Origin of the sequence: Hymenobacter aranciens (assembly GCF_030580865.1) — a bacterium.
In the GTDB taxonomy this organism is placed as follows: Bacteria; Bacteroidota; Bacteroidia; order Cytophagales; family Hymenobacteraceae; genus Hymenobacter; species Hymenobacter aranciens.
Window position 1 is genome coordinate 102,152 of sequence record NZ_JAUQSY010000002.1, and the last position, 22,273, is coordinate 124,424.

Here is a 22,273-nt window from a genome sequence, read left to right on the forward strand (position 1 = left end):
GCGGCCGGTTCAGAAAAGACGCTAACAGCTAGCAGCTAACGGCTAGCAGCTCAAAAGATATTCTATGAAGCTGTTTGAAATAAATCGTTCGAGTGTGGCCGTCGGCCGTCGGGGCGCAGTGGCGGGGCTGGTGCTGGCCGGTGCGGTGGGCAGCCTGCCGCTGGCCGCCCAGGCCCAGCCCAACAAGGGTAAACCGCGAGGCAAAATCGAAGCCGCCGAGATTGAAATCGTGAAGGAGCGGGTGAACCAGCTGCCTGAGGCCACCCGTAACTACGAGAAAATCAAAATCCCCGCGCCGCCCAAAACCGAGCGCAAAGTCACCTATACCTTCCCTGATTTCCGCCTGCCCGCCGACCGGCTTAACCCCTCGGTGCGCGTACTCACCATCCGGGCCGAGGAGCCGGAGCCGCTCAACGGCAAGTTCGTGAAGCTGGGCATCGGCAACTACGGCACCTTCTACGGCCGCGGCTACCTGCACAGCACCCGCACCGACGAGAGCCCTTTCACCTACGGTGTGGACCTCAAGCACGTCAACTCCCTCAATGGGCCGGTTGATGGCAAAAACTCCGGCGTGAGCCAGAGCAGTGCCAGCCTGATGGGCGAAACTTACAAGGGGACCGCCGCCCTCGGCGCCACCGTGGATTACGGCCACGAGCGCTACAACTTTTACGGCTACGACCGTGGTGCGGGCTACGTGGTGCCGGAAAAGGACGTGCTGAAACAGTCGTTCAACCGCTTCGCCGTGAAAGCCTACGCCCGTAACCGCGACCCCGAGCAGACGTTGCAATACGACGCCGGGCTGGGCTTCAAATACTGGGGCGACAACTTCACGGCCAAAGAAAGTAACTTCACCATCAACGGCAAAGTGGGCTACGCGCTGGGCGAAACCAGCCGCGTGACGCTGCTTGCCGACGCCTCGTTCATCTCCAGCAAGGATTCGCTGGTGGACCGCAGCCGCACCTTCATCCAGGCCACCCCGGCGTATGAGTTGACCAAAGACCGGCTGTCGCTGAGCCTCGGCGCCACCATCGGCTACTCGTCCGACACGGTGAACAATGTGGGCAAAACGTCCCTCAACCCCGCCGTGCGCGTGGGCTACGTGGTGCTGCCCGAGAAGCTGCAGGTGTACGTGGGCGCCGGCGGGGCCATCCAGCGCGTTACGCTCTACGACCTGAGCACCGAGAACCCCTGGCTCAACCGCAACCTCAACATCGCCGACACCCACCGCGGCCCCACGGGCTACATCGGCTTTGCCGCCACGCCCGTGCGCGGCCTCGAACTGAATGCCCGCGCCACCTACGGCCGCGACAAAAACCTGTATTTCTACCTCAACAACCCCAACCAACCCCAAAAATTCGACCTCGTGTACGACAGCACGACCACGCAGTTTCTGAACGTGCATGGCGAGTTGCTGTATAACTCGGCCGAGAAGTTCCGCCTCGGCACGCGCCTCGACTATAATAAGTACATGCTCGAAACCCTGGCTCAGCCTTTCCATCGGCCCGAGTTTCAGGCTTCGGTGTTCGGCACGTATAACGTGTTCGATAAGCTGCTAATCGGCGCCGAGCTGTACTTCTATTCGGCCAGCTACGGCATCAGCTACGCTGAAACAAACGGTGTCAGAACTCCCGATTTTTACCGCGCCACCGACGCGATTTACGACCTCAACCTGCGCGCCGACTACCGCGTTACGCCAAAAATATCCATCTTTGCAATGGGTAACAACCTCGCCAACCAGCAATATCAGCGCTTCTACCGGTATCCGGTGAAGGGCATCAACGCGCTGGGTGGCGCAACGTACACGTTCTAAGTTGAAATTAAAAATGATAAATTAAAAATTAAAAATGACTGCGTGCCAGCGTGGTTATGCCCAATTCTTAATTCATCATTTTTAGTTCATAATTCAAAAAGATGCACCTCGCCGACCATATCCGTCCCTTACTCCGTGACCACGACTGCGTGATTATCCCGGATTTTGGGGGCCTCGTGGCCGATGTGGCGCCCGCCCGGCTGCAAGCTGGCCGCCAGGTGCTCAGCCCCCCCACCAAGCTAGTGGCCTTCAACCAGGCCCTGACCCGCAACGACGGCCTGCTCATCGATGCCGTGAGCCAGCACCTGGACGTGTCGCTGAGCCAGGCCCGCGAGTTGGTGCGTCAGGCTGTGGCCCAGTTGCGTCAGGAACTGGAGGAGGCGCACCGCACCACGCTGCCCGGCATCGGTATATTTCGCCGGGGCACTGGGCGAGGGCTTTCTTTTGAATACACCGGCAACGATAACCTATTGCCCGCTTCCTACGGCTTGCCGGAACTGGTAGCCCGCCCCGTGCTGACCGCCAACGCCCGCGAAAAGCGCCCGCAGCCCGTGCTGCGCAGCGGCGCCCAGCGTGGCCGCCTGGCCCGCGTGCTGCCCGGCGCGGCCTTAGGGGTAGTGGCAGTGCTGGCCCTCACCGCCAGCCTACTGGCCTGGAATAACAACTCGCTGCCCACCTGGGCCGCCCGCCTATCCAATATTGAGTGGAGCAGCCCGACCGCGCCAGCCGTAGCCACCGCCCCGGCCGTGACCATGCAGGAGCCCCAGCAAGCCACCCTGGCCCAGCACGGCTGGACCAACTCGGCCGTTGCGGAACCAGCGCCGGCCCCGGCCGAGTTAGAAAGTGTGCCGCCGGTAATCCTGGCCGAAACACCCGCTACGGACGTAGCGCCGACTCCCTCCCCAACGGTAGAAACGCTCGCCGCTCCAGCTGCCATTACTACCCCGGTTGCTGCTCCCGTAGCAGCCAAGGCTGAGGCTGTAAAACCGGAGCCTAAGGCCGTTGAAAAAGAGAAAGCTGCTGCTCCGGTTGTCAAGCCAGCCGTAGCCAAACCCGCTGCAGTCACCAGCACCACAATTAAAAGCCGCACCGGCCGTTTCTACGTCGTAGCGGGCGCGTTCAGCACGCTGGCCTCGGCGCAAAAGGTGCGGGCCAACCATCCCAACGGCCGCGTGATTCTGCCACCCTGGGGCAGCCGGCTCTACCGCTTGTCGGTAGCCGATTTTGCCGACCGCGCTTCGGCGGAGAAGGAGGCTGCCCGCCTGCGGGTTAAGGCCCACTCCACCAATTCCCACCTTGTTTTTCCTTACTAGTACCTTCTAGCACCGCATGTCTGTTTTCTTGTTGCAAGTTGGGGCCGCCGTCAACACGGCTGCTTCCCCCGATTCGGTGAATGCTGCGGTGAACGCAGCCGCCCAAGCCGATGGCGGCCTGTCGCTCATCGACCTGATTATGAAGGGGGGCTGGATTATGGTGCCCCTGTTCCTGCTTTCGTTCGTCTCGATTTACATTATCATCGAGCGCTACATCACCATCCGCCGCGCTGCTGGCAACCCCGATTCCTTCATGGCCGGCATCCGCGCCCTGATGGTGAAGGGCGACCTGCCCGGCGCTAAAATGCTCTGCGCCCAGAACCCTTCGCCGCTGGCCCGCATGGTGGAGAAAGGCCTGCGCCGCATCGGCCTGCCGCTGAAGGAAATCGAAACCTCGGTCGAAAACGTGGGCAAGATTGAAATTGCCCGCCTCGAAAAGAACATCAACATCCTGGGTATCATCGCTGGCATCGCGCCAATGCTGGGCTTCGTGGGTACTATTATCGGCGTTATCAAGATTTTCTACGCCATCAACGCGACCGGTGAGTTCGGCATCTCGCAGATTGCGGGCGGCCTCTACACCAAGATGGTAACTTCGGCCGCGGGTCTGATTGTGGGGATTATTGCCCACGTCGGCTACCACTGGCTCAGCATCATGGTCGAGCGCATGGTGTTCCGCATGGAGAACTCGGCCATCGAGTTTATGGACATTCTGCAGGACAACTAAGGACGAGTTATGAGTTTTGAATTATGAGTTATGAGTTGGCAATGCCGGGAACTTATAGCTCTGACTCACAACTCATAATTCAAAACTCATAACTCCTTACATGAATTTCTCCCGCCGCCGCCGCGCTTCGTCTCACGTTGAGACGGGCGCCATGAACGACATCATGTTTTTCCTGATGTTGTTCTTTTTGATTGTGAGTACGATGGTGAACCCCAACGTCATCAAGCTCCTGCTGCCTTCGGCCAAAAGCCACGTGGCGGTGATGAAACAACCCATCACCGTGAGCGTGAACGCCGCTGGCGAATACTACGTGAACAAGAAGCCGGTGAACGGCGCTAATCTCGAAAACGAGCTCCGCGCCCTCATTGGCAGCAATAACCTGGACGTGCCCACCGTGGTGCTGCGCGTCGATGCTTCGTTGAACGTGCAGAAGCTGGTGGATATCCTGGAAATGGGCAACCGCTTGAAAATTAAAATGGTGATGGCTACGCAGGCCGAAAAGGCCGCTGGCCGATAAAACTGGTTGTCATGCCTTATCTGGCGTACACGCAGTGACGCATCCTCTCACGCCAGAACCAGCCGTTCAGCCGTGATAAGATGCTTCACTGCGTGTACGCCAGATAAGGCATGACAGTTCTTTTTCCATTTTCGCTGTGCAATCGGCCTACTTTCTGCATCAGCACCCCAGCCAACGGCGCAACTAAACTCACCCGCCGCGTCGTTACCCTTACCCGACCCATTAACGAGCATTCGTCATGGCTATAGATTATCCCGAACAGCACCGCCGCGAAGCCCTCATTGGCACCATCGTGCTGCACGTGCTGCTGGTGCTGCTGTTTTTCTTCGCCAAGTTCAACGGCCCCAACCCGCCGCTCGAAACCTTTGAAACCGGCGGCGGCGGCGACGTGGAGCTGAACTACGGCCTCGATTCCGAAGGCTCGGGCGACGTGCAAACCACCGCCGCCGCCAACGCCTCCGACAACCGCGAGGACAGCAAGCCCCCGGCCCAGAGTCCTGACCCGCAGCCCACGCCCACCACGCAGGAAACCGACCCCACGCCGCCCAGCGAGGCCCAGACCATCACCTCCGACGCCGAGGAAAGCCCGGTATCGGCTCCCGTGGTAGAAAATCCGGCCCCGCCGAAGGAAGAGGTGAAAGTGACGCCGAAGCCCAAGCGCCAGGTGGCCGTGGCTTTCAACCCCAATGGCAGCGCTAATGGTGGTGGTACGGGTACCAATGGCACCAGCAACGCGCCTACGGGCAACAACAATGGTGACCGTCCGGGCAAAGTGGGCGACCAGGGCGACCCCAACGGCTCGCTCGACTCCAAAGCCCTGTATGGTGCCGGCAATGGCACTGGCGGCGGCGATGGCGGCGGCAACGGCCGCGGCCGCGGCGCGGGCGATGGTGACGGCCTCGACATGAGCGGCTGGCGCTTCGACAATACGCCCCGGGTGGAAGCCATTGATGACAACCCGGGGGTTGTCAAATTCAAAATCAAAATATCGGAGGACGGCGAGGTGGAATCGGTAACCAAGGTGTCGGGCAATGTGACGCCGCAGCAGGAGAAATTGTGCCGCGACAAGTTGCTGAATGCAAACTTTATTCGTACGAACTCGGGTTCGGGCGGAGCTACCGGTTTCTACACATTCCGCTTCTCGGTCCACTAAGTAATTTATGATGCCAACAAGCCGCAAAGCGGCGCCACGTTGGTAGATGTAGCATGCAATAGCAAGACAGAGCCGCAAAGCGGCGGCATCATTTCCTAGCGAGAAGTGCCGCCGCTTTGCGGCTCTGTCTTGCTATTGCATGCTACATCTGTTCTATTCAGAACACCCCGGCTACCAACGTGCCGCCGCTTTGCGGCTCACTATATGTTGCAGAAAATGACTTACTCTGAAACCCTGGCCTACCTCTACGCGCAGCTCCCGATGTACCAGCGGGTGGGGGCGGCGGGCTTCAAAAAAGGGCTGGGCAACACCCTGGCGCTGGCCGAAGCCATGGGCCATCCCGAGCGGCGCTTTCGGAGCGTGCACGTGGCGGGCACCAATGGTAAGGGCAGCAGCTCGCACCTGGTGGCGGCGGTGCTGCAGGCGGCGGGCTACCGGGTAGGGCTCTACACCTCGCCGCATTTGCGGGAGTTTACCGAGCGCATTCGGTTGAATGGGGCCGAGCTGGCGCCCGATTACCTGGTGAGCTGGGTGGCGCAGTGGCGGCCGCTATTTGAAGAAGTGCAGCCGTCGTTTTTTGAGATGTGCGTGGCGCTGGCTTACTCGTACTTTGCCGAAAGCGAGGTAGATGTGGCGGTGGTGGAAGTGGGCCTGGGCGGGCGCCTCGATTCCACGAATATCATCACGCCGATGGTGTCACTCATCACCAACATCAGCTACGACCACCAGGCCATGCTGGGCAACACGCTGCCCGAAATAGCCGGGGAAAAGGCGGGAATCATCAAGCCCAGCGTGTCGGTGGTGGTGAGCCAGACGCAGGTCGAAGTGAGGACCGTGTTTGAGCAAAAGGCGGCGGCCGAAAGCGCGCCCCTTACGTTTGCCGATGCGCATTACCGCGCCGAGCTGGCCGCTGGCGAAGCCGCCGCAACGGGTATTCAGCTGCTGCAAGTGAGCCGCGATGGCCAGCCGTACCTGGAAAACGTGGAGTTGGGCCTGCTGGGCGACTACCAGCGCCTGAACCTGCCCGGCGTGCTGGCCACGCTCGACGAGCTGCGCCGCCAGGGCTTCGCGCTGCCCGAAGCGGCCGTGCGCCGGGGCCTGCGCGAGGTGACGCAGCTGACGGGCCTGCACGGGCGCTGGAGCATCCTGGGCCAGCAGCCGCTGGTAATCGCCGATACGGGCCACAACGAAGCCGGTATCCGCTTGGTGGTGCAGCAGCTGCGGAAACTCCACTATAAAAAATTGCACCTCGTCATCGGCACCGTGAATGACAAGGACCCCGGGCCAGTGCTGGCCTTGCTGCCGTCGGAGGGCATTTATTATTTCTGCCAGGCCGATATCCCGCGGGCGCTGCCGGGGGAAGAGCTGGCCGCCAAGGCCCAGGCGCTGGGGCTGCGCGGGCGTAACTATGGCTCGGTGGCGGCGGCAGTGGCGGCGGCGCGGGCCGCCGCCGGGCCCAATGACGTCGTCTTTATCGGCGGCAGTACCTTCGTGGTGGCGGAAGTGGATTTTAATGAGCAATGAGCAATTGGCAATGAACAATGCCAGGTGAGCAGTTCTTCCGCCGGGCAAAAGCCCTGATTGTTCATTGCCAATTATTAATTGCTAATTGAATTAAATGTCCCGCGTCAAACTCCAACGCTTCGCTGATAATGCTACCCGCCCCGACATCATTGAACCTGGCAAGCCCGAATACGAGCAGCTGGGCGGGCGCTGGGCGGCCGATTTTTTTAAAAACGACCAGCCTATCGTGCTGGAAGTGGGTTGCGGCAAGGGCGAATACACCGTGGGCCTGGCCCAACGCTACCCGGCGAAGAGCTTTCTGGGGCTCGACATCAAGGGCGAGCGCATCTGGCGGGGCAGCACGCGGGCCGAGGCGCTGGGGCTGCGCAACGTGGGCTTCGTACGCATGCGGGCCGAGGCGCTAACGGCCCAGTTTGGCGCCCGCGAACTGAGTGAAATCTGGATTACCTTTCCCGACCCCCGGCCGCGCGACCGCGACATCAAGCGCCGGCTCACGTCGCCGCGCTTCCTGAACCAGTACGTGGAGCTGCTGGCGCCCGGCGGGCTGCTGCACCTCAAAACCGACAACGAGGGCCTCTACGACTATACGCTGGAAGTGCTGGCCGAGCGCCCCGGCGCGGTGATACTGGCCCAGACCCGCGACCTCTACGCCGAAACCGACCCCGGTTTTGCCGAGGCGCAGGCCATTCAGACCAACTTTGAGGGGAAATACCGGGCCATTGGCGTGCCGATTAAATACGTGCGGTTTCGGCTGGACGGGTAGGGGGCGTAAAATCCGCCACTGCTCGTACGACCACGCTTGGATGACAGTGGCGGGCCGCCACTGCTCCTCCGACTATCTCGGGACAACAGTGGCGGCCCGCCACTATCAACAGGGAGGCCTAAAGGGCTCTTTTCAGGGTGTCAAAGTCGGTGTCGGCGGTGGTGCGGTTGGCGCAGCCGAGCGTAGCGGCTTCGCCTTGGATGGCCGCCACCCGGCCGCCGGGGTCGGGGTGGGTGCTGAGGAACTCGGGCGTGCCCGAGGTCTGGCCCGAGGCCTGGGTTTTGATGAAGAAGTCGGCGGCGCCGTCGCAGGCATACGAGGTGCCGTTGAGGTAGATAACGGAGTATTTGTCGGCTTCGCGCTCGAAGTCGCGGCTGAACTTGAGCTGGCCGAGCCCGGCCGCAATCTGGGTGAGCTGGCCGGGGTTGTCGCCCACCAGGATGCTGAGCAGGAGCGAAATACCGTACTGCTGCTGCAGCTGGCGCGAGGTGTGACGGCGGTCGGCGTGGGCGATTTCGTGGCCCAGCACGCCGGCCAGCTGGTCTTCGTGGTCGAGGTATTTCACGAGGCCCGAGTACACGTAGATGTGGCCGCCGGGCGAGGCGAAGGCGTTGAGCGTGGAGTCGTCCTTGATGATTTTAACGTCCCACACGAAGTCGGTGCGGTGCTGAAGCTGGCCGTTGTCGAGCACGCGCTTCACGATGCGGTCGAGGGCGGCGTAGGCGGTGCCATTCGTGCTGCGCTGCAGCAGCTGGCCCTTAGCGGCATAGATGGAATCGGTTTCGTGGGCTACCTGGGCGCCGAGGGCAATGTCGTCTTCCACGGAGAAGAGCAGCACGCCGTCGCCGTCTTTGGAGCAGGCCCCGAGGGCCAGGGTGAGGGTGGTAGCGGCGGCTAAGAATGTTTTGCGCGAGAAAATCATGCGATAAGAAAAGGGTAATTGGGGGAAACAAAGCTAGCGGACGTTGCCGGAACGGCCGTTTGGAACCTCATACGGGCGCCGCAACCGGACGTTGGCCGGCGGGGCCGACCGCCGCCGCCCGGTTTGCGTAGAAACCGGCCCGGCCGCTGCTGGTCGGGCCCCGTTCCTACTATCATGCCAGATTTGCCCCGCCCCAAAACCCGCAAAAAGCAGCTCCTGCCCCAGGAGGAAGCCCACATCATCTACAAAGACCCCGCCCGGCAGGCCGAGCTGGCCGGCCTGCGCTACGCCACCGACGACCGGCCCGGCCTCACGCGCAAGCCGGCCGGCGAAAACAAGTTCACCTACTTTGATGCCAAAGGTCAGCAAATCAGCGACGAGAAAACCCTGGCCCGCATTGCCAGCTTCGTCATTCCGCCGGCCTGGACGGAGGTCTGGATTTCGCCCTCGCCCAACACCCACCTGCAGGTGACCGGCCACGACGCCGCCGGCCGCAAGCAGTACCGCTACCACCCGGCCTGGGACACGGCCCGCAGCCTCACCAAGTTCTCGCGCCTGCGCACTTTTGGCGAGCAGCTGGCCCCGCTGCGCCAGCAGCTGCGCCAGGACCTCGACCGCCGCGAGCTGGACCGCGAGAAGGTCATTGCCCTCGTGCTGACGCTCATGGACCGGTCGTTTATCCGCGTCGGCAACAAGGAATACGCGAAGAAAAACGGCAAGGCCAAGCCCAGCTACGGCCTCACCACGCTTAAAGACAACCACGTCAGTTTCGACGGGGGCGACGTGCGCTTTGCCTTCGTGGGCAAGAAGGGCGTGCCGCACGACGTGACCCTGCACGACCGCAAGCTGGCCCGGCTGGTGAAGAAGTGCAAGGAAATTCCCGGCCAGCACCTCTTTCAGTACTACTCGGCCGACGGCCAGCGCCACGCCCTGGAATCGGGCGACGTGAACGACTACCTGCACCGCCACACCGGCCTGGCCCTCTCGGCCAAAGACTTCCGTACCTGGGGCGGCACCGTGAAAATGGTGAAATGCCTGGAAGCTGTGCTCGATGCCGAGCCCGACCTGGCGCCTGAAAAAGTCATCAAAAAAGCCGTGAAGGATGTGGCCGCCGGCCTCGGCAACACGCCCACCGTGTGCTCGAAATACTACATTCACCCGCAGGTGGTCGAATTATTTAAGGCGGGCCAGCTGATTGAGTTTCTGCGCAAGCACAACGCTACCAACACTCCCGACGACCCGCTCTCGGGCACCGAGCGGCTGGTGCTGCGCATGCTGGCCGAGGCGGCGTAACTTTCGCCGCTTAAGTTCAACATGCTACTCTACGATTACTGGGCCCGCGTCAGCCTCGACTGTCAGCGGGCCGACGGCCAACCTTACCACCTCATCGGCTACGGCGGCAGCGACGACAGCCCCGCCGCCGCCCAAGCCGCCGGCCAGCAGATACTGCTGGCCCGGCAAGCCCGCCTGCAGGCCGGTCAGTCGCTAAATGAGTACCCCACCACCGAGCGCCCGCTGCGCGAGCAGCTCGAGCAGCGCCTCTACGACAGCCAGGGCGAGCTGCTGGCCGCCATCACCCGCAATGGCTACGGCAGCCGGGTGCTCAATGCCCCGCGCACCATGTTTATTGATGTGGACGACGTGGGCTTGTGCCCGCCGCTGCGGCCATCGGCGTGGGAGGCCCTGCTGGGGCCCCGGCTCTACGGCTGGCTGCAGCGGCGGCTGGGCGGGGCGCCCCCAGTGGCGCTCACCCCGCCCGAGGCCATGGCGCAGCGCCTGTCGGCTTGGCTCGACGGGCACCCGGACTGGAAATTCCGGCTCTACCGCACCCTGCGCGGCTACCGGCTGCTGGTGCTGCACCAGCTGCTGCCGCCCGACGGCCCCGAGGCGCAAGCCGTGTTTGCGGCCCTCGGAGCCGATACGACATACGTGCGCCTGTGCCAGACCCAGAACTGCTACCGGGCCCGCCTGAGCCCCAAGCCCTGGCGCATTGGCTGGCACCGGCCGCCGGTGGCGTTCCCTTTTGCAACCGCCGCGGAGGAGGCCGCGCAGCACGCTTGGGAGCAGCAGTATGCCCAACGCAGTCAGGCGTTTTCGGTGTGCGAGGGGCTGGGTGATTTCGGCACCGGCACCAGTTGCCCCGAAGCCCAGCAAGTAGCCGATGTGCACGATGCCGCCTGCCTGGGCGGCCGGCCCCTGGCCTGAGAAGCCGTTGTTGCTTCCGGGCATCGGGCGGCGGGTGCTGCACTTGCTGGCCGAGGCGGCGTAACTCAACTCCTTTGCATGACCAGGCAAGCCGCAAAGCGGCGACACGTTGGTAGTTACAAAGGTTTTGGTAGCAAGAGCCGCAAAGTGGCGGCACTTTTTTCCAGGAAAGAGTGCCGCCGCTTTGCGGCTCTTGCTCGATTGAAGCTATTCGTACTACCAACATGTCGCCGCTTTGCGGCTGTTCTGGAGCAAAAGCTTATTCTTAATCGTCGTTCAGCCGATTATAGGCCCGGCGGTTTTTGCGCGGCAGGTGGGGCTGCAGGTCGTTGGCGGCGGTGGCGCCGGCGTCCTCGTCGTAGAAGATGATGCGCCGGCCGGAGCCCTGGCGGCGCACGCGGTCCTGACCTTCGCCGCCGTAGAGCTGCAGGCGCAGGCGCTGCCCGCCGGGGGCCGTGGCGATGTCGAACACGTCGCTGCTACCCAGGCCATCGAGGATAATTTCCCGGGTTTCGGCAGCGAAATACGTGCGGCGGAAGCGCAACGAATCGCCGTCGCCGAGGCGAGTGAGGGCAGGTGAGTACACCGTGACGGTGGTGGAGTCGCGGAAGCGGCGCACCACGAAGCGCTCGGGCTGGGCGGTGCCGCCCAGCGTGGGGCAGCGGGCCAGGCTGCGGTAAAATTCCTCGGCCGCCTGGGGCAGGGCGTCGCGCCGGGCGCGCAGGGCGGTTTGCAGGCGCGGGCCTTCGAGGGCGTACACGGCGGGCGGAAAGCAGCGGGCGGCGCGGGCCAGCACCGAGTCCGTAAGGCAGCTTTGCAGGTCGCGGGCAGTGCGCTGGAAGTCGGCGCGGGTGAGGTGCGAGAGGCCGCGCTGGTCGATAAACCGGGCCTGGTACACGAGGGCCTTCACATTGCCGTACTTCGGTTTAAACGTTTGGAACTGCGTGGCCACGACGTGCCCGGCCAGCCAGGGCACCAGGCCGTCGTCGAGGCGGAAATACACTTGGTCGCGGTCCTTGGGAATGCCGCGGTACAGCACGTGGCCCTGCGGCTGCCGAAACTCGGCCCACTGCCACTGGCCCTCGTGCCGGTCCCAGTCGCCGATGAGCACGTCGAGCAGGCGGGCGCGCAGGAAAGCCGGCTGGTCGATGCGGTAGGCGGGGTTGTCGTACACGTTTTTAAGCATGTCTTCGCCGTCGATGGCCGTGCGGGCCCCGGCCAGGTCGGGGGTGAGGTCGGCGGGGCTTTCAAACTTTTCCTCCAGCAGCGCCAGCTTGCCCCGGAAGCGCTCGGAGGCCGGGCCGAGGTCGGCAGCATCGGGGCGCACATACACCAAGCGGGGGCGGGCGTGGGCCACGCCCGCCGCTGCCGCCAGCGGCGGCACCGTGAGGGCGGCGTAGGGGTTGGCCGCCGCGGTGGCATCGCGCACCACGTTGAGCAGAAAGGTGCGGCGCAGCCAGCCGGGCAGGGTTTTGCTGGGCTCTTTGTCGAGGGCACGCAGGGCGTACTTGCGGCCCTGGGCGCCGTTCAGCGTCATGCTGATGCTCTGGTAGCCACCACCCACTTTGCCCGCCTGCAGGCCGCCGGGGGCGGCGGTTTTCAGGTTTAATATCGGCGCCAGCACCGGGGCGGCCCACACTGCCCGGTAGTGCCGTCCCATAAACCAGTGGTACACCCGGCCGTGCCGGTCGTAGTGCCGCCCGGCGGTGGCCAGCACGGAATCAGCTTCTTGGGGAAGGGGAGAGGCTGCGGCCGTACCCACGCGGGCATCGGCCTGGGCAAAATTGCGCCGGGCACAATTACTCAGACCACCAGCAAGCAGCAGCAGAAAAAGCAGGCGAAGAAAATGGGTAATAGGAGTGGGGTAAACAGGCATCCAGGGCTACGCGAAGGAGGTGCGAATGCTCTTAAACGCAGCCGGGGCGCAAAAGTCAGCGCCGGGGCGCATTTTGGTTAATTGAAAAGCAGGCCCGCCCGAAAAGCTGCGCCGCGAACACAACCGTAGGGCCCGGCTTTGCGCTATACCGGCGCCGCCCGCGCCCCGGCCGGGGCGCGGCGTTTCCCCGACAAGCTGCCCGTGCCTGCTCCTGCTCCCGTGTTTACCTGGATACTGCTGCTCGGTAGCGGCGTCGGCCTGTGGGGCTGCGCCTCGGTCCGCAACACGGCCGGCGGCTCCCCCGAGTGGGCTGCCGACTCGGCCACAGTGCGGGTGGCGGCCGGGCCCGAGTATCAGCGCGGGGCCAGCGGCCGGTTTTTCTGGGGCGAGCACTACCGGGCGGTGTGGGCCGCCCCGGTTACGGTGCCGGTGGTCACGCTGGCCAATGCCCTGCCCGGCGGCCTCGTGCCGCTGCAGGCCGGCGGTAGCTACCAAAGCCAGACCCTGCGCCTGCGCAGCCCCGCCACCGGCCGCGAGTACGTGCTGCGCTCCGTCGACAAAGATGCCAGCAAGGCCCTGCCCGCCGGCCTGATGCGCAGCCTGCTGGGCGGCGCCATGAAGGACCAGACCAGCGCCTCGCTGCCCTACGGCGCCTACATCGCCGCCCGCCTGGCCGAGGCCGCCGGGGTGTATCATACCAATCCACGCCTGGTTTTTCTGGCCGATGACCCTAAGCTGGGCGAGTTTCGGAAAGCTTACGCCCACGCGCTTTATCTGCTCGAAGAGCGGCCCGACGGCGACCAACGCGCCGTGCCCAGCTTCGGCCGCTCGACCCAGGTGGTGAGCTCGGCGCACATGCTCACGGCCATTCACCAGCGCCCCAGCCAGCAGGTGGCGGCCCGCGCCTACCTCCGCGCCCGCCTGCTCGACGTGCTCATCGGCGACTGGAGCCGCCGCGAGGACCAGTGGCGATGGGCCAGCTTCCCCACGCCCGACGGCGGCACCGAGTTCCGCCCCATCCCCCGCGACCGCGACCAGGCCTTCTTCAAGTTCGACGATGGCCTCCTCACTTGGCTGATTTCCTGCGTCCGCCCGCGCTTCCAGACCTTCCGGGCGAATATCCGCCCCGGCGTGGTCGACGACCTCACCGAAGCCGCCCGCAACATGGACCGCACCCTGCTGGCCTACCTCAGCGAAGCTGACTTTCAGCAGGAAGCCGACTCCCTGCAAAGCCGCCTTACCGATGCCGCCCTCACGCACGCCCTCACCGCCGGCCCCGCCGAAACCCAGGCGTCGATTGCCGCCGATTTCCTGCCCATCCTGCAGGCCCGTCGCGCCCAACTGCCCGGCGTGGCCCAGCAATACTACCACCTGCTGGCCCGCGAAGCCTGGCTCATCGGCACCGACGCGCCCGAGCGCTTCGTCCTCCGCGCCGAGGGCCTCGGCCGCGTCAAAGTGCAGGTTTTCAGTACTGCCGACAGCATCCGGCCCCGCCTGCTCGGCCAGCAAACCTTCGACGTGCGTCACACCCGCCGCGTCGATTTATTTGGCCTCGGTGGCGACGACGTGTTTGAACTGCGCGGCCCGCTGCGCCCCGGCTTCGCCATCGGTTTCCACGGCGGCAATGGCCACGATGACGTAAATGCGCAGGGCACCGCTGGCTCCTCCGGCCTTACCTGGTATACCAGCAGCAACCCCGACCCAGTGAAGCCCAAGGATGTGCGCGTGAAGATGGACCCGGATAAAGGCGTGAATTATAATGCGGCCAGCTGGTTGAAAAGGTATCGGCTGGATGATTAATAGGTGTTGGGTAACCGTTATCCGAATACCTAAAACCTAACACCTGATACTGGATTCTTCCCATCTATCATTCCGGAACTTCCGATTACCCAAAACCGCGCAAACAGCTCTTCCTTATACCACTGCTCCTTGCGCGTGAGCTGAATAACCTCCCGGTGCCGGGCATCGCGGTACGCATACTGCTGCATGACCGCCACCGAGTCCCAGATGCTGAACGTGGCCTGCCGCACCAGCGGCAGCTCCCCCAGCCCGATGGCCAGCCGCACGCCCGGCACCGTGGCCAGCGCCGCGCTCGTCGGCTCCACGAAACCCCAGAAGCGTGGCACCTTGCGCCAGCGAATGGCGGCGCGGGTGAGCACGGCCACGGGGGCATCGGCCGGCAGCTCGGCCGCAGCTCCGCAGTCGAACGGCTGCTGCCCATCCCAGAGTCCGTGGGCCTTCAGCGGCGCCAGCTGTGCCTGCCACATTTCGCGGCTGCGCTGCTCATACTCCTGCCACAGCGGGTGTTGCTGAAAAAAAGCCTCGGCCGCGGCCGCCGATTCCCACACCGCCAGCAAGCCGTAGCGGTCAAAATTCGGCCAGCTGCCGAAGCCACTGGCTGCGCCGCTGCCTAGCAGCTGGAAAAACCGCAGGCCCGCCACCCGCCGCAGCTGGCGCGGCGAGGTGCCCATCTGGGCCAGCCCCCAGCGCCGGTTGCCGGGCCGAAGGGTAAAAATCGTAAGCGTCGTCAACGCGCCGCCGTGCCTCTGCGTCATCTGCGAAATCTTCTGCGTCCTCTGCGGTGAAATCCGTTCGGGCGCCTTTACAAAGAAAAGGGCCGGAATCGCTCCCGGCCCTTTCATTGAGTTATGAGTTTTAAATTATGAATTATGAGTTATCAGAACCGCAACTCATAATTCATAACTTAAAACTCATAACTAAAACCTACTTAACCTGCACCTGGGCGTGCTCGTTCACGTCATCGTCCTTGCTGCGCTCACCGGTGGCCAGCGCCCGCACGTAGCCATAGGCCTGGCTGAGGAAGCTGCTGGGCGAATCCCAGTACTCGCCCTTGTCGATGTCAATCTTGAGCACCGTGATGTTCGGGTCGTCCTGGCCTTTTGGGAACCAGGCGCGCATGGGCTCGCTCCACAGCTCCTTGATTTTAGCCTCGTCGCGGTAGGCATTGGCCTTGCCCGAAATGGACACGTACACGTTATCGTCGGGGTTGGCGTAGCTCAGGTTCACTTGGTGGTCGCGGTTCACTTCGTATACCTTGGCCGAGTCGGCATCGGTGAGGAAGTACAGCGCGCCGTCGCTGCCGTGCTTAATGGTGCCCATCGGTCGGCTGCGGAGCTGGCCTTGGTCGTCGGTGGTGGTGAGCATGGCAATACGCACGCTCTCAATTTTCTTAAACAGCTCGTTAACGTCGTGAATGACGGGGGATTTCTCGGATGACATACGGATGGGTGGTTGGTTAGGAAAGGTGAAAGAAGCAGCCGCCAGCGAGCCGCTGCCCGTTCCTTTACGGCCCGTGCGCGCCCGGGGTTAAATAACCTGACTCACCCCCGTCGGTTTCTACCGCAGCCCCATGAATTTCCTCGCCCACCTCCTGCTCGCCGGCCCGCCCACCGCGCCCGACTATGTCGGCCTCCTCGTCGGCCAGTTCATCGCCGACAGCGTGCCCGGCCGCCAGTTCGAAAGCTACCCGCCCGCCGTGCAAGCCGGTATCCGCCTGCACCGCGCCATCGACACCTTCACCGACCAGCACCCGGTGGTGCGCCGCAGCACCCAGCGCCTGCGCGAAGCTGGCTACGGCAAGTACGCTGGCGTGGTATCCGACATCTTCCTCGACCACTTTCTGGCCCATAATTTCCGCGAATATTCGCCGGAGTCGTTGCCTGCTTTCACCCAGCGCATCTACGCGCTGCTTAAAACGCAGCAAGCCCTGATGCCCGAGCATGCCCAACGCACCTTGCACTACATGGCCCTGCACGACTGGCTAAGCGGCTATGCCTTGCTGGCCGGCATCAACCGTGCTCTCAACGGCCTCAGCCAGCGCGCCCGGCCCGGCTCGGGCATGGAAACGGCGGGGGAAGAGCTGCAGCGCAAATACGCGGCGTATGAGGCTGATTTCCGGGAGTTTTTCCCGGAGCTACAACAACTGGTAGAAAGTATGTTAAAATAGAACGTGTCATGCTGAACGCAGTGAAGCATCCTCTCGCGCCAGAACCAGTCGTTTGGGCGTGAGAGGATGCTTCACTGCGTTCAGCATGACAGTTCTACTAGTCAGCCGAAAACAAATAGGGTCTAGTGGTGGTGCCCGCCTTCGCCATGTACGTGGCCGTGGTCGAGCTCCTCGGCCGTGGCCGGGCGCACCGATTCCACTTTGCCGTCGAAGTGCATCACCATGCCCGCCAGCGGGTGATTGAAATCCATCTGCACATTGGTGTCGCCGATGCTTACCACTTTGGCCTGCATGTGGTTGCCTTCGTTGTCGGCCATGGGCAGGAAGTTGCCGGGCTGCAGCATCTCCTCGTCCAGCTTGCCGTCGATGAGGAATACTTCCTTGGGAATTTCCACCACGGCCTGCTGGTCGTATTCGCCGTAGGCTTGCTCGGGCGTGAGGCTGAAGCTGAACGAGTCGCCGGCGTTTTTGCCGTCGAGCTGGCGCTCAAATTCCTCCGGCAAGCCGCTGAGGCCGAAGATGAATACCATCGGCGCATCGGCCTCGGCCGATTCTACGAGGACTTTCTGTTGGTTTTCGTCGGTCACGCTCAAGTCATAGGTGATGGTGACGACGGTGTTTTCGCTGATGGCAGCCATTGGGTAGGAGTGAGGGTTAATTGGTGGGACGAAGTACGGGAATTGTGCGGGAATGGGCGAAACTCCCCTCCTTGGAAAGGAGGGGATGTCAAGCCGTAGGCTTGACGGGGGTGGTTCGCCCGGTCGCGCCGGTAGGTGGCGTCTGGGGGGTTGCTGGTGCAAAAGAATTACTGCGTCGTTCTAACGGCGCGAACGGGCGAACCACCCCCGGCGCTCTTCGCGCCTCACATCCCCTCCTTTCCAAGGAGGGGAGTTGTCGTTCTATTCCTGCAGCTCCCAGGCCGTGCGGTAGCCGCCAATCAGCTCCACGTACTCCAAAAATGCTTTGTAAAACGGGTGCGACCCCAGCGTCGACGAGTCGCCGATAAGCAGAAGCTTCTTGCGCGCCCGCGTCATGCCTACGTTCATACGGCGGATATCGGAGAGGAAACCGATTTCTCCGTGCGAGTTGCTGCGGGTGAGGGAGATGGCAATGATGTCACGCTCCTGGCCCTGGAATGAATCGACGGTGCCTATGCTCAGCTGCCGGTGCAGCAGCAGGCCGCTGAGCTCGTCGTTTTCCTCAACCGCATCTTTCAGATAGTTGATTTGGGCGCGGTAGGGGGCGATGACGCCGATGCTGAGCGGGTCGTCTTCGTGGTCGGCGGCGTCGTAGGGTTCCAGCAGCTGGGCCAGGCGCTTGAGCAGTAAGTCAGCTTCTTCCGGGTTGGCGGTGGAGCGGCTTTCGGGGATGGTAATTTCCTGCATGCCGAAGCCGGCGGTGTCCAGGAATTCGACGGGCAGGTCGGGGGCGAAGCGCAGGTCGTAGGCATCGAGGCCGGCGTGGGCCACGCCTTCGTAGGCTTCGAGGCGGCCTTCGTAGAACTGCTCGCTGGAGAACTGCATAATCTGCTCGTGCATGCGGTATTGCACGGTCAGCATCTTGCTGACCTCGGGCTGGCGCTTGATACACTTCTCAAATAGCGTTTCGCGCAGGGCCCCGGCTTTGTCGCTTTTCACGGTGGGCGGCAGCTGCTGGTGGTCGCCGGCCAGCACCACGCGCTGGGCCTTGGCAATGGGAATCCAGCAGCCCGGCTCCAGCGCCTGCGCGGCCTCGTCGATAAACACCGTTTCGTAGTTGAGGTGGCGGATGGCGCGGTTGCTGGCGCCTACCAAGGTGCAGGTAATCACCTGCACCGACTCCAGCAAATCCTCGGTGATGTAGCGCTCCAAATCGTCGGCCTGCTGGAAGAGCAGGCGGGCTTCCTCCTTCAGTTGGCGGCGCTGCTGCTGCTCCTCCCAGCCGAAGTTGCGGACGTGCTTGCTGGCGGTTTCGCGGTATTGGTCGGCGGTCTGGCGCATGGCGCGCATCTCATTATAGCTCTTGTGCGCCATAATCTGGGCGTCGAGCGTATGGTCGAGCAGCAGGTCCGAAACCCGCGAGGGGTTGCCCATGCGAATGACGTTGACGCCGCGCTCAGCCAGCTTTTCGGTGAGCAAATCCACGGCCGTGTTGCTGGGCGCGCACACCAGCACCCGCCGCTCGCGCCGGATGGTTTCCAGAATGGCCTGCACCAGGGTGGTGGTTTTGCCGGTGCCGGGCGGGCCGTGGATGATGGCCACGTCCTGCGCCGCCAGCACGTGCTTCACCGCCGCCAGTTGCGAGGCATTCAGTGGGCTGGGGTAGAACAAGTCGCTGGCTTTTTCTTCACGGAAACGGGCAGGCTTGGCACCCAGCAGCACATCGCGCAGCTCGGCTAATCGGTCGCCGTAGGCGCCCATCACCTTGCCCAGCGCGTAGTCCATCTCGCGGTAGCTCACTTCATCAAAAGTGAGGTCGATGCCGAGCTTGCCCCCTTCGTCGAGCCAGTCGGGCAGCTCTTCCTTATTGGTGGCCAGCAGCAGCTTATTGCGCCGCACGCTGGTGATAACGCCGTTGAGCGTGGGCCGGTCGGTGGCCGAGCGGCCGGGAATGTTACCAAACAGCGCGGCATTCTTGCCCACCTGAAACAGGTGCAGCCCTTGCTGCCCGGCGGGCCGCTCCAGCTCCAGCACTACCTTGCCGCCGAAGCCCACGTCTTCCTTGGTAATCGTGACCGGGTACCAGGTCAGGCCGCGTTGCTGGCGCTCCGAGATGCTGGCCTTGGCGTTCTTGATTTTGAATTGTTCGAGGTCTTCGGCCTGCTCTAGTTTCAGCAGGGCCTGGACGTTGCGCAGCTCCTTTTCGAGGGCGTAGGGCGCGGTGTAGTCGGGTTGTTCGGGCAAAATATCTTCGTTTGAAGCTGCAATAACAGCGAAAACGGGGAAAGGGTGGCAAGAACAGCTAATTTGGCGTTGAACGAGCCCGCATAAAAAAGGCGGCCCGGAAACCGGACCGCCTTTTTGCGTGAAAGAATAGATTAAGTGTGGCTTAGAGCTTCGTGAAACGCTTGGTGACGGTCTGCTTATCAGCGGTGGTAACTACCAGCATGTACAGACCGGCGGGCAAGTTAGCCACATTCAGCGTATTCCCGAGCTGGCCGCTGCCCACGGCCTGGCCCACCGAGTTGAGCAGGCGGTAGCTGCTGCCGGCCAGGGCGGGCGTGGTTTCGAGCTGCAGCTTTTCGGCCACGGGGTTGGGGTACAGGCTCAGCTGGCTGGCCAGCTGGTCGTTGGCGGTGGCCAGCGGGCGGGCGCCGGCGGCTTTCGTGATGCGCACGTAGTTGAGGTTGTAGCCGCCCGTTTGGGCGTAGATGCCGAAGTTGTAGGTGCCGGCGTTGATGGTCACGTTCTTCGATACCGTGGTCCAGTTCTGCCAGCCGCCGGTGCCGGCGATGGTCGAGTTGCCGAACTGGATGTTGCCGGCGTTCAAATCCGAAGAGATGGTGCCACCGCTGGCGCCGCTGGCCACGCGGTATTCGATGGTGTAGGTGCCGGTGGTGGGGAAGTTGATGCCGTTCCACACGAGGTAGTCGCCGGCATCAATGTAGCCGGCATTCTGGCCGCCGCCGACGTCGGTGCAGGCTTCCATGGTCATGCCGTTGTTCACGTTGGCGGCTTCGGCCTGCAGTGTCACGCTGAAGGCCGACGAGGCCGCCACGAAGTTCAGCCAGTTCACGTTGCAGCCGGTGGAGGCCGAGGCGTGGAGGCGCAGGGTCTGGGTGCCGGCGGGCAGGGTTACGTTGGTGCTGATGGTCTGCCAGTTCTGCCAGCCGCCGGTGTTGCCCACGTTGATGGAGCCCAGCACGGTGCCGCTGCTGTTGCGCAGCTGCAGGGTGGCGCCGCCGTTGGCGCTGGCCACGCGGAACTGCGCGGTGTAGGTGCCGGCGGTAGCCACGTTCACGCTGTAGTCGAGCCAGTCGCCGGTTTCGTACCAGTCCACGTTGCGGCCGCCGCCAGTGTCGGTGGTAACTTCAGAATCGGTGCCTTGCTGGGCGGTAAAGCTCTCGGCCTCAATCTTGCCGGGGATGGCCTGCGGCGTAACCGAGCCCGCGAAGCCGCCCCACACGGCTACCACTTTGGTGGGCGCGGTGTTTTGCAGGGTCGACGACTGGTCGTTCACGTCGTCATAAGCAAAACCGTAGCTGAAGTTATCCACGCTGATGCCGGGCAGGTGCCAGAAGCGGGCGTAGTAATTCATCGGGGCGGTCTGGAAGTAGGTCGAGGCATTGTAGAAGTCCTGCTGGCCGGGGCTGCCCGCAGCCGTGCTAATAATGTGACGGTTGATGGCCGCCGCTACCTGCGACTGCACCACCAGGTCTACGGTTACGTCGCTCACGCCGGTGGCGAGGGCGCCGCGGGCTTCCAGCATGTCAAGCTGCGTGGGCTTGGAGGGAATGATGCCCGTGCGGCCCGTGAAGGCGCCCGACTGGCCCACCACCACGAGGCGGTTGTTGGCATCGACGCGGCCCTTGAACACGCCCGCGTTACCGGCGTAGAAAATCAGGTCGGTCGTCTTGTACTTGGTCCAGATGGCGTCGATGTAGGAGTTGAAATAACCAGCCTGGGCGCCGCCAGCCTGGAAGGCGGGCGACTTGCCGGGGCAGTAGATGATGCCCGTGCTCGCGTTAGCCAGGCTCTGGAACTCGCTGGGGACGTTGGCCTGGTAAGCGGCCAGAATCTGGGCGGCGGTTTTCAGCTCGCCGGTGCGCTTGTAGTAGCCGCCGCCACCGAAGAGTTCCAGGCCCATAGGGTAGTGGAAGGCATCGACGCGGGACGTGTTGCAGAAGATGCCGCCGGCGTTGTTAGTCAGCTCAATTATCTCGTAGATGAGGCCCTTGTTTGGGTCGTTGGGGTTTTGCGGGTCGGGGGCCGAGTAGCCCGAGGGCGCGCCGCTGGCGCCGAAGAAGTAGAAGTACAGCTGCGACTGGCGCGAGATGTAGACCCGGCAGCCGGCGATGTAGGGCAGGTTAAACGTCTTGTTCGGGATGGTGCTCAGCTTGAAGAAGCAGTTGGCATACTTCGAGTTGGCGCCGGGGCCGGTGTTGCCATTGTAGGTGGGGCCCGTTACGGTGTTGTAGCTGCTGCTCATGGGCAGCACCTGGCTGTTGGTGGGGTTTATCCAGCAGTGATTGCCGTTGCCGTCGATGCCCACGATGGCCACGTACAAATCCGCGTCGGGCGTGGTGGAGGCGTTGGTAATCTGGAAGGGGAGGGCCGGGTTGCCGGCCCAACTGGCAAAGGGCAGTAGCAGCGCTACCAAGCCCAACAGGAATGAAAGTGCGGGTTTCCTCATGGTGGTGGGAGTTTGGTGATGAAGAATGGTGAGATGGTAACTACTCCGGCCGGGAGCAGCTTCACTCGTTACCAGCCGCATCGGGCAGGTGGCAGCGGGCGAAGCCGGACCAAATGTAGGGCGGCGTGCGAATAAAAAAAATGCGAACAAACGGCCTTTAAAGCT

The 22,273-nt window shown here is 63.0% G+C and carries 18 protein-coding genes; 11 read left to right on the forward strand and 7 right to left on the reverse strand.

Translation table 11 applies throughout. The annotated features are described in order from the left end of the window. Positions 1–64: 64 nt before the first annotated feature. The 7 genes from Q5H93_RS02600 to trmB all read left to right on the forward strand — a co-directional run bounded on the left by Q5H93_RS02600 (position 65) and on the right by trmB (position 7,807). Positions 65–1,810 (forward strand): porin family protein, encoded by a 1,746-nt coding sequence (locus Q5H93_RS02600; RefSeq protein ID WP_305004923.1) that lies wholly within the window; start codon positions 65–67, stop codon positions 1,808–1,810. A 101-nt stretch (positions 1,811–1,911) separates the two neighbouring features. After that, a complete protein-coding gene (locus tag Q5H93_RS02605) occupies positions 1,912–3,123 on the forward strand; it encodes an HU domain-containing protein (protein ID WP_305004924.1) in 1,212 nt (403 codons plus the stop codon). A 16-nt stretch (positions 3,124–3,139) separates the two neighbouring features. Continuing rightward, the gene (locus Q5H93_RS02610) at positions 3,140–3,850 is read left to right on the forward strand and encodes a MotA/TolQ/ExbB proton channel family protein (RefSeq protein ID WP_305004925.1); all 711 of its coding nucleotides are present in this window, start codon (positions 3,140–3,142) and stop codon (positions 3,848–3,850) included. A 100-nt stretch (positions 3,851–3,950) separates the two neighbouring features. Continuing rightward, complete coding sequence (locus Q5H93_RS02615; protein ID WP_305004926.1) at positions 3,951–4,367, forward strand: ExbD/TolR family protein; 417 nt, start codon at positions 3,951–3,953, stop codon at positions 4,365–4,367. A gap of 238 nt (positions 4,368–4,605) precedes the next feature. Beyond that, positions 4,606–5,520: a hypothetical protein gene (locus tag Q5H93_RS02620; protein WP_305004927.1), complete on the forward strand. Its 915-nt coding sequence runs from the start codon at positions 4,606–4,608 to the stop codon at positions 5,518–5,520. Positions 5,521–5,736: 216 nt separating this feature from the next. Beyond that, entirely contained in the window at positions 5,737–7,044 is a 1,308-nt protein-coding gene (locus Q5H93_RS02625) for a bifunctional folylpolyglutamate synthase/dihydrofolate synthase (protein WP_305004928.1), read from the forward strand. Between the two features lie 94 nt (positions 7,045–7,138). Beyond that, positions 7,139–7,807 carry a tRNA (guanosine(46)-N7)-methyltransferase TrmB gene (gene trmB, locus Q5H93_RS02630; RefSeq protein WP_305004929.1) on the forward strand — a complete coding sequence of 223 codons (669 nt, stop codon included), beginning with the start codon at positions 7,139–7,141 and terminating at the stop codon, positions 7,805–7,807. A 118-nt stretch (positions 7,808–7,925) separates the two neighbouring features. Here the strand turns inward: trmB and Q5H93_RS02635 are convergent, their stop codons facing one another. After that, positions 7,926–8,729, reverse strand: a complete 804-nt coding sequence (locus Q5H93_RS02635; protein ID WP_305004930.1) for a M48 family metalloprotease — start codon at positions 8,727–8,729, stop codon at positions 7,926–7,928. Between the two features lie 174 nt (positions 8,730–8,903). On the opposite strand from Q5H93_RS02635, the gene Q5H93_RS02640 reads away from it, so the two are divergent. Next, on the forward strand, positions 8,904–10,022 hold the full coding sequence (locus Q5H93_RS02640; RefSeq protein WP_305004931.1) for a DNA topoisomerase IB: 1,119 nt from the start codon (positions 8,904–8,906) through the stop codon (positions 10,020–10,022). 21 nt (positions 10,023–10,043) lie between these two features. After that, positions 10,044–10,934, forward strand: coding sequence for a hypothetical protein (locus Q5H93_RS02645; protein WP_305004932.1), 891 nt, complete (start codon positions 10,044–10,046; stop codon positions 10,932–10,934). A gap of 265 nt (positions 10,935–11,199) precedes the next feature. On the opposite strand, the gene Q5H93_RS02650 is transcribed toward Q5H93_RS02645, so the two are convergent. Beyond that, positions 11,200–12,810 (reverse strand): hypothetical protein, encoded by a 1,611-nt coding sequence (locus tag Q5H93_RS02650; RefSeq protein WP_305004933.1) that lies wholly within the window; start codon positions 12,808–12,810, stop codon positions 11,200–11,202. Between the two features lie 138 nt (positions 12,811–12,948). Between Q5H93_RS02650 and Q5H93_RS02655 the strand changes: the two genes are divergently transcribed. After that, positions 12,949–14,610, forward strand: a complete 1,662-nt coding sequence (locus tag Q5H93_RS02655) for a hypothetical protein (protein WP_305004934.1) — start codon at positions 12,949–12,951, stop codon at positions 14,608–14,610. 29 nt (positions 14,611–14,639) lie between these two features. Here the strand turns inward: Q5H93_RS02655 and Q5H93_RS02660 are convergent, their stop codons facing one another. Beyond that, a complete protein-coding gene (locus Q5H93_RS02660) occupies positions 14,640–15,365 on the reverse strand; it encodes a spheroidene monooxygenase (RefSeq protein WP_305004935.1) in 726 nt (241 codons plus the stop codon). Between the two features lie 169 nt (positions 15,366–15,534). Beyond that, positions 15,535–16,050 (reverse strand): pyridoxamine 5'-phosphate oxidase family protein, encoded by a 516-nt coding sequence (locus tag Q5H93_RS02665; protein ID WP_305004936.1) that lies wholly within the window; start codon positions 16,048–16,050, stop codon positions 15,535–15,537. Between the two features lie 130 nt (positions 16,051–16,180). On the opposite strand from Q5H93_RS02665, the gene Q5H93_RS02670 reads away from it, so the two are divergent. Next, on the forward strand, positions 16,181–16,777 hold the full coding sequence (locus tag Q5H93_RS02670; RefSeq protein WP_305004937.1) for an acyl carrier protein phosphodiesterase: 597 nt from the start codon (positions 16,181–16,183) through the stop codon (positions 16,775–16,777). A gap of 122 nt (positions 16,778–16,899) precedes the next feature. Here Q5H93_RS02670 and Q5H93_RS02675 read toward each other — a convergent pair whose 3' ends face one another. From Q5H93_RS02675 to Q5H93_RS02685, 3 genes are all read right to left on the reverse strand, one after another. Then, entirely contained in the window at positions 16,900–17,415 is a 516-nt protein-coding gene (locus tag Q5H93_RS02675) for an FKBP-type peptidyl-prolyl cis-trans isomerase (protein WP_305004938.1), read from the reverse strand. Between the two features lie 261 nt (positions 17,416–17,676). Next, a complete protein-coding gene (locus tag Q5H93_RS02680; RefSeq protein WP_305004939.1) occupies positions 17,677–19,659 on the reverse strand; it encodes an AAA domain-containing protein in 1,983 nt (660 codons plus the stop codon). A gap of 145 nt (positions 19,660–19,804) precedes the next feature. Further along, positions 19,805–22,108, reverse strand: a complete 2,304-nt coding sequence (locus tag Q5H93_RS02685) for a beta-1,3-glucanase family protein (RefSeq protein ID WP_305004940.1) — start codon at positions 22,106–22,108, stop codon at positions 19,805–19,807. Positions 22,109–22,273: the final 165 nt, after the last annotated feature.

What these genes read in the sequence shown, in the direction of transcription:
- Q5H93_RS02600 (WP_305004923.1), top strand. Translation starts at nt 65, where the DNA reads ATGAAGCTGTTTGAAATAAATCGTTCGAGTGTGGCCGTCGGCCGTCGG.
- Q5H93_RS02605 (WP_305004924.1), top strand. Translation starts at nt 1,912, where the DNA reads ATGCACCTCGCCGACCATATCCGTCCCTTACTCCGTGACCACGACTGC.
- Q5H93_RS02610 (WP_305004925.1), top strand. Translation starts at nt 3,140, where the DNA reads ATGTCTGTTTTCTTGTTGCAAGTTGGGGCCGCCGTCAACACGGCTGCT.
- Q5H93_RS02615 (WP_305004926.1), top strand. Translation starts at nt 3,951, where the DNA reads ATGAATTTCTCCCGCCGCCGCCGCGCTTCGTCTCACGTTGAGACGGGC.
- Q5H93_RS02620 (WP_305004927.1), top strand. Translation starts at nt 4,606, where the DNA reads ATGGCTATAGATTATCCCGAACAGCACCGCCGCGAAGCCCTCATTGGC.
- Q5H93_RS02625 (WP_305004928.1), top strand. Translation starts at nt 5,737, where the DNA reads ATGACTTACTCTGAAACCCTGGCCTACCTCTACGCGCAGCTCCCGATG.
- trmB (WP_305004929.1), top strand. Translation starts at nt 7,139, where the DNA reads ATGTCCCGCGTCAAACTCCAACGCTTCGCTGATAATGCTACCCGCCCC.
- Q5H93_RS02635 (WP_305004930.1), bottom strand. Translation starts at nt 8,729, where the DNA reads ATGATTTTCTCGCGCAAAACATTCTTAGCCGCCGCTACCACCCTCACC.
- Q5H93_RS02640 (WP_305004931.1), top strand. Translation starts at nt 8,904, where the DNA reads ATGCCAGATTTGCCCCGCCCCAAAACCCGCAAAAAGCAGCTCCTGCCC.
- Q5H93_RS02645 (WP_305004932.1), top strand. Translation starts at nt 10,044, where the DNA reads ATGCTACTCTACGATTACTGGGCCCGCGTCAGCCTCGACTGTCAGCGG.
- Q5H93_RS02650 (WP_305004933.1), bottom strand. Translation starts at nt 12,810, where the DNA reads ATGCCTGTTTACCCCACTCCTATTACCCATTTTCTTCGCCTGCTTTTT.
- Q5H93_RS02660 (WP_305004935.1), bottom strand. Translation starts at nt 15,365, where the DNA reads ATGACGCAGAGGCACGGCGGCGCGTTGACGACGCTTACGATTTTTACC.
- Q5H93_RS02665 (WP_305004936.1), bottom strand. Translation starts at nt 16,050, where the DNA reads ATGTCATCCGAGAAATCCCCCGTCATTCACGACGTTAACGAGCTGTTT.
- Q5H93_RS02670 (WP_305004937.1), top strand. Translation starts at nt 16,181, where the DNA reads ATGAATTTCCTCGCCCACCTCCTGCTCGCCGGCCCGCCCACCGCGCCC.
- Q5H93_RS02675 (WP_305004938.1), bottom strand. Translation starts at nt 17,415, where the DNA reads ATGGCTGCCATCAGCGAAAACACCGTCGTCACCATCACCTATGACTTG.
- Q5H93_RS02685 (WP_305004940.1), bottom strand. Translation starts at nt 22,108, where the DNA reads ATGAGGAAACCCGCACTTTCATTCCTGTTGGGCTTGGTAGCGCTGCTA.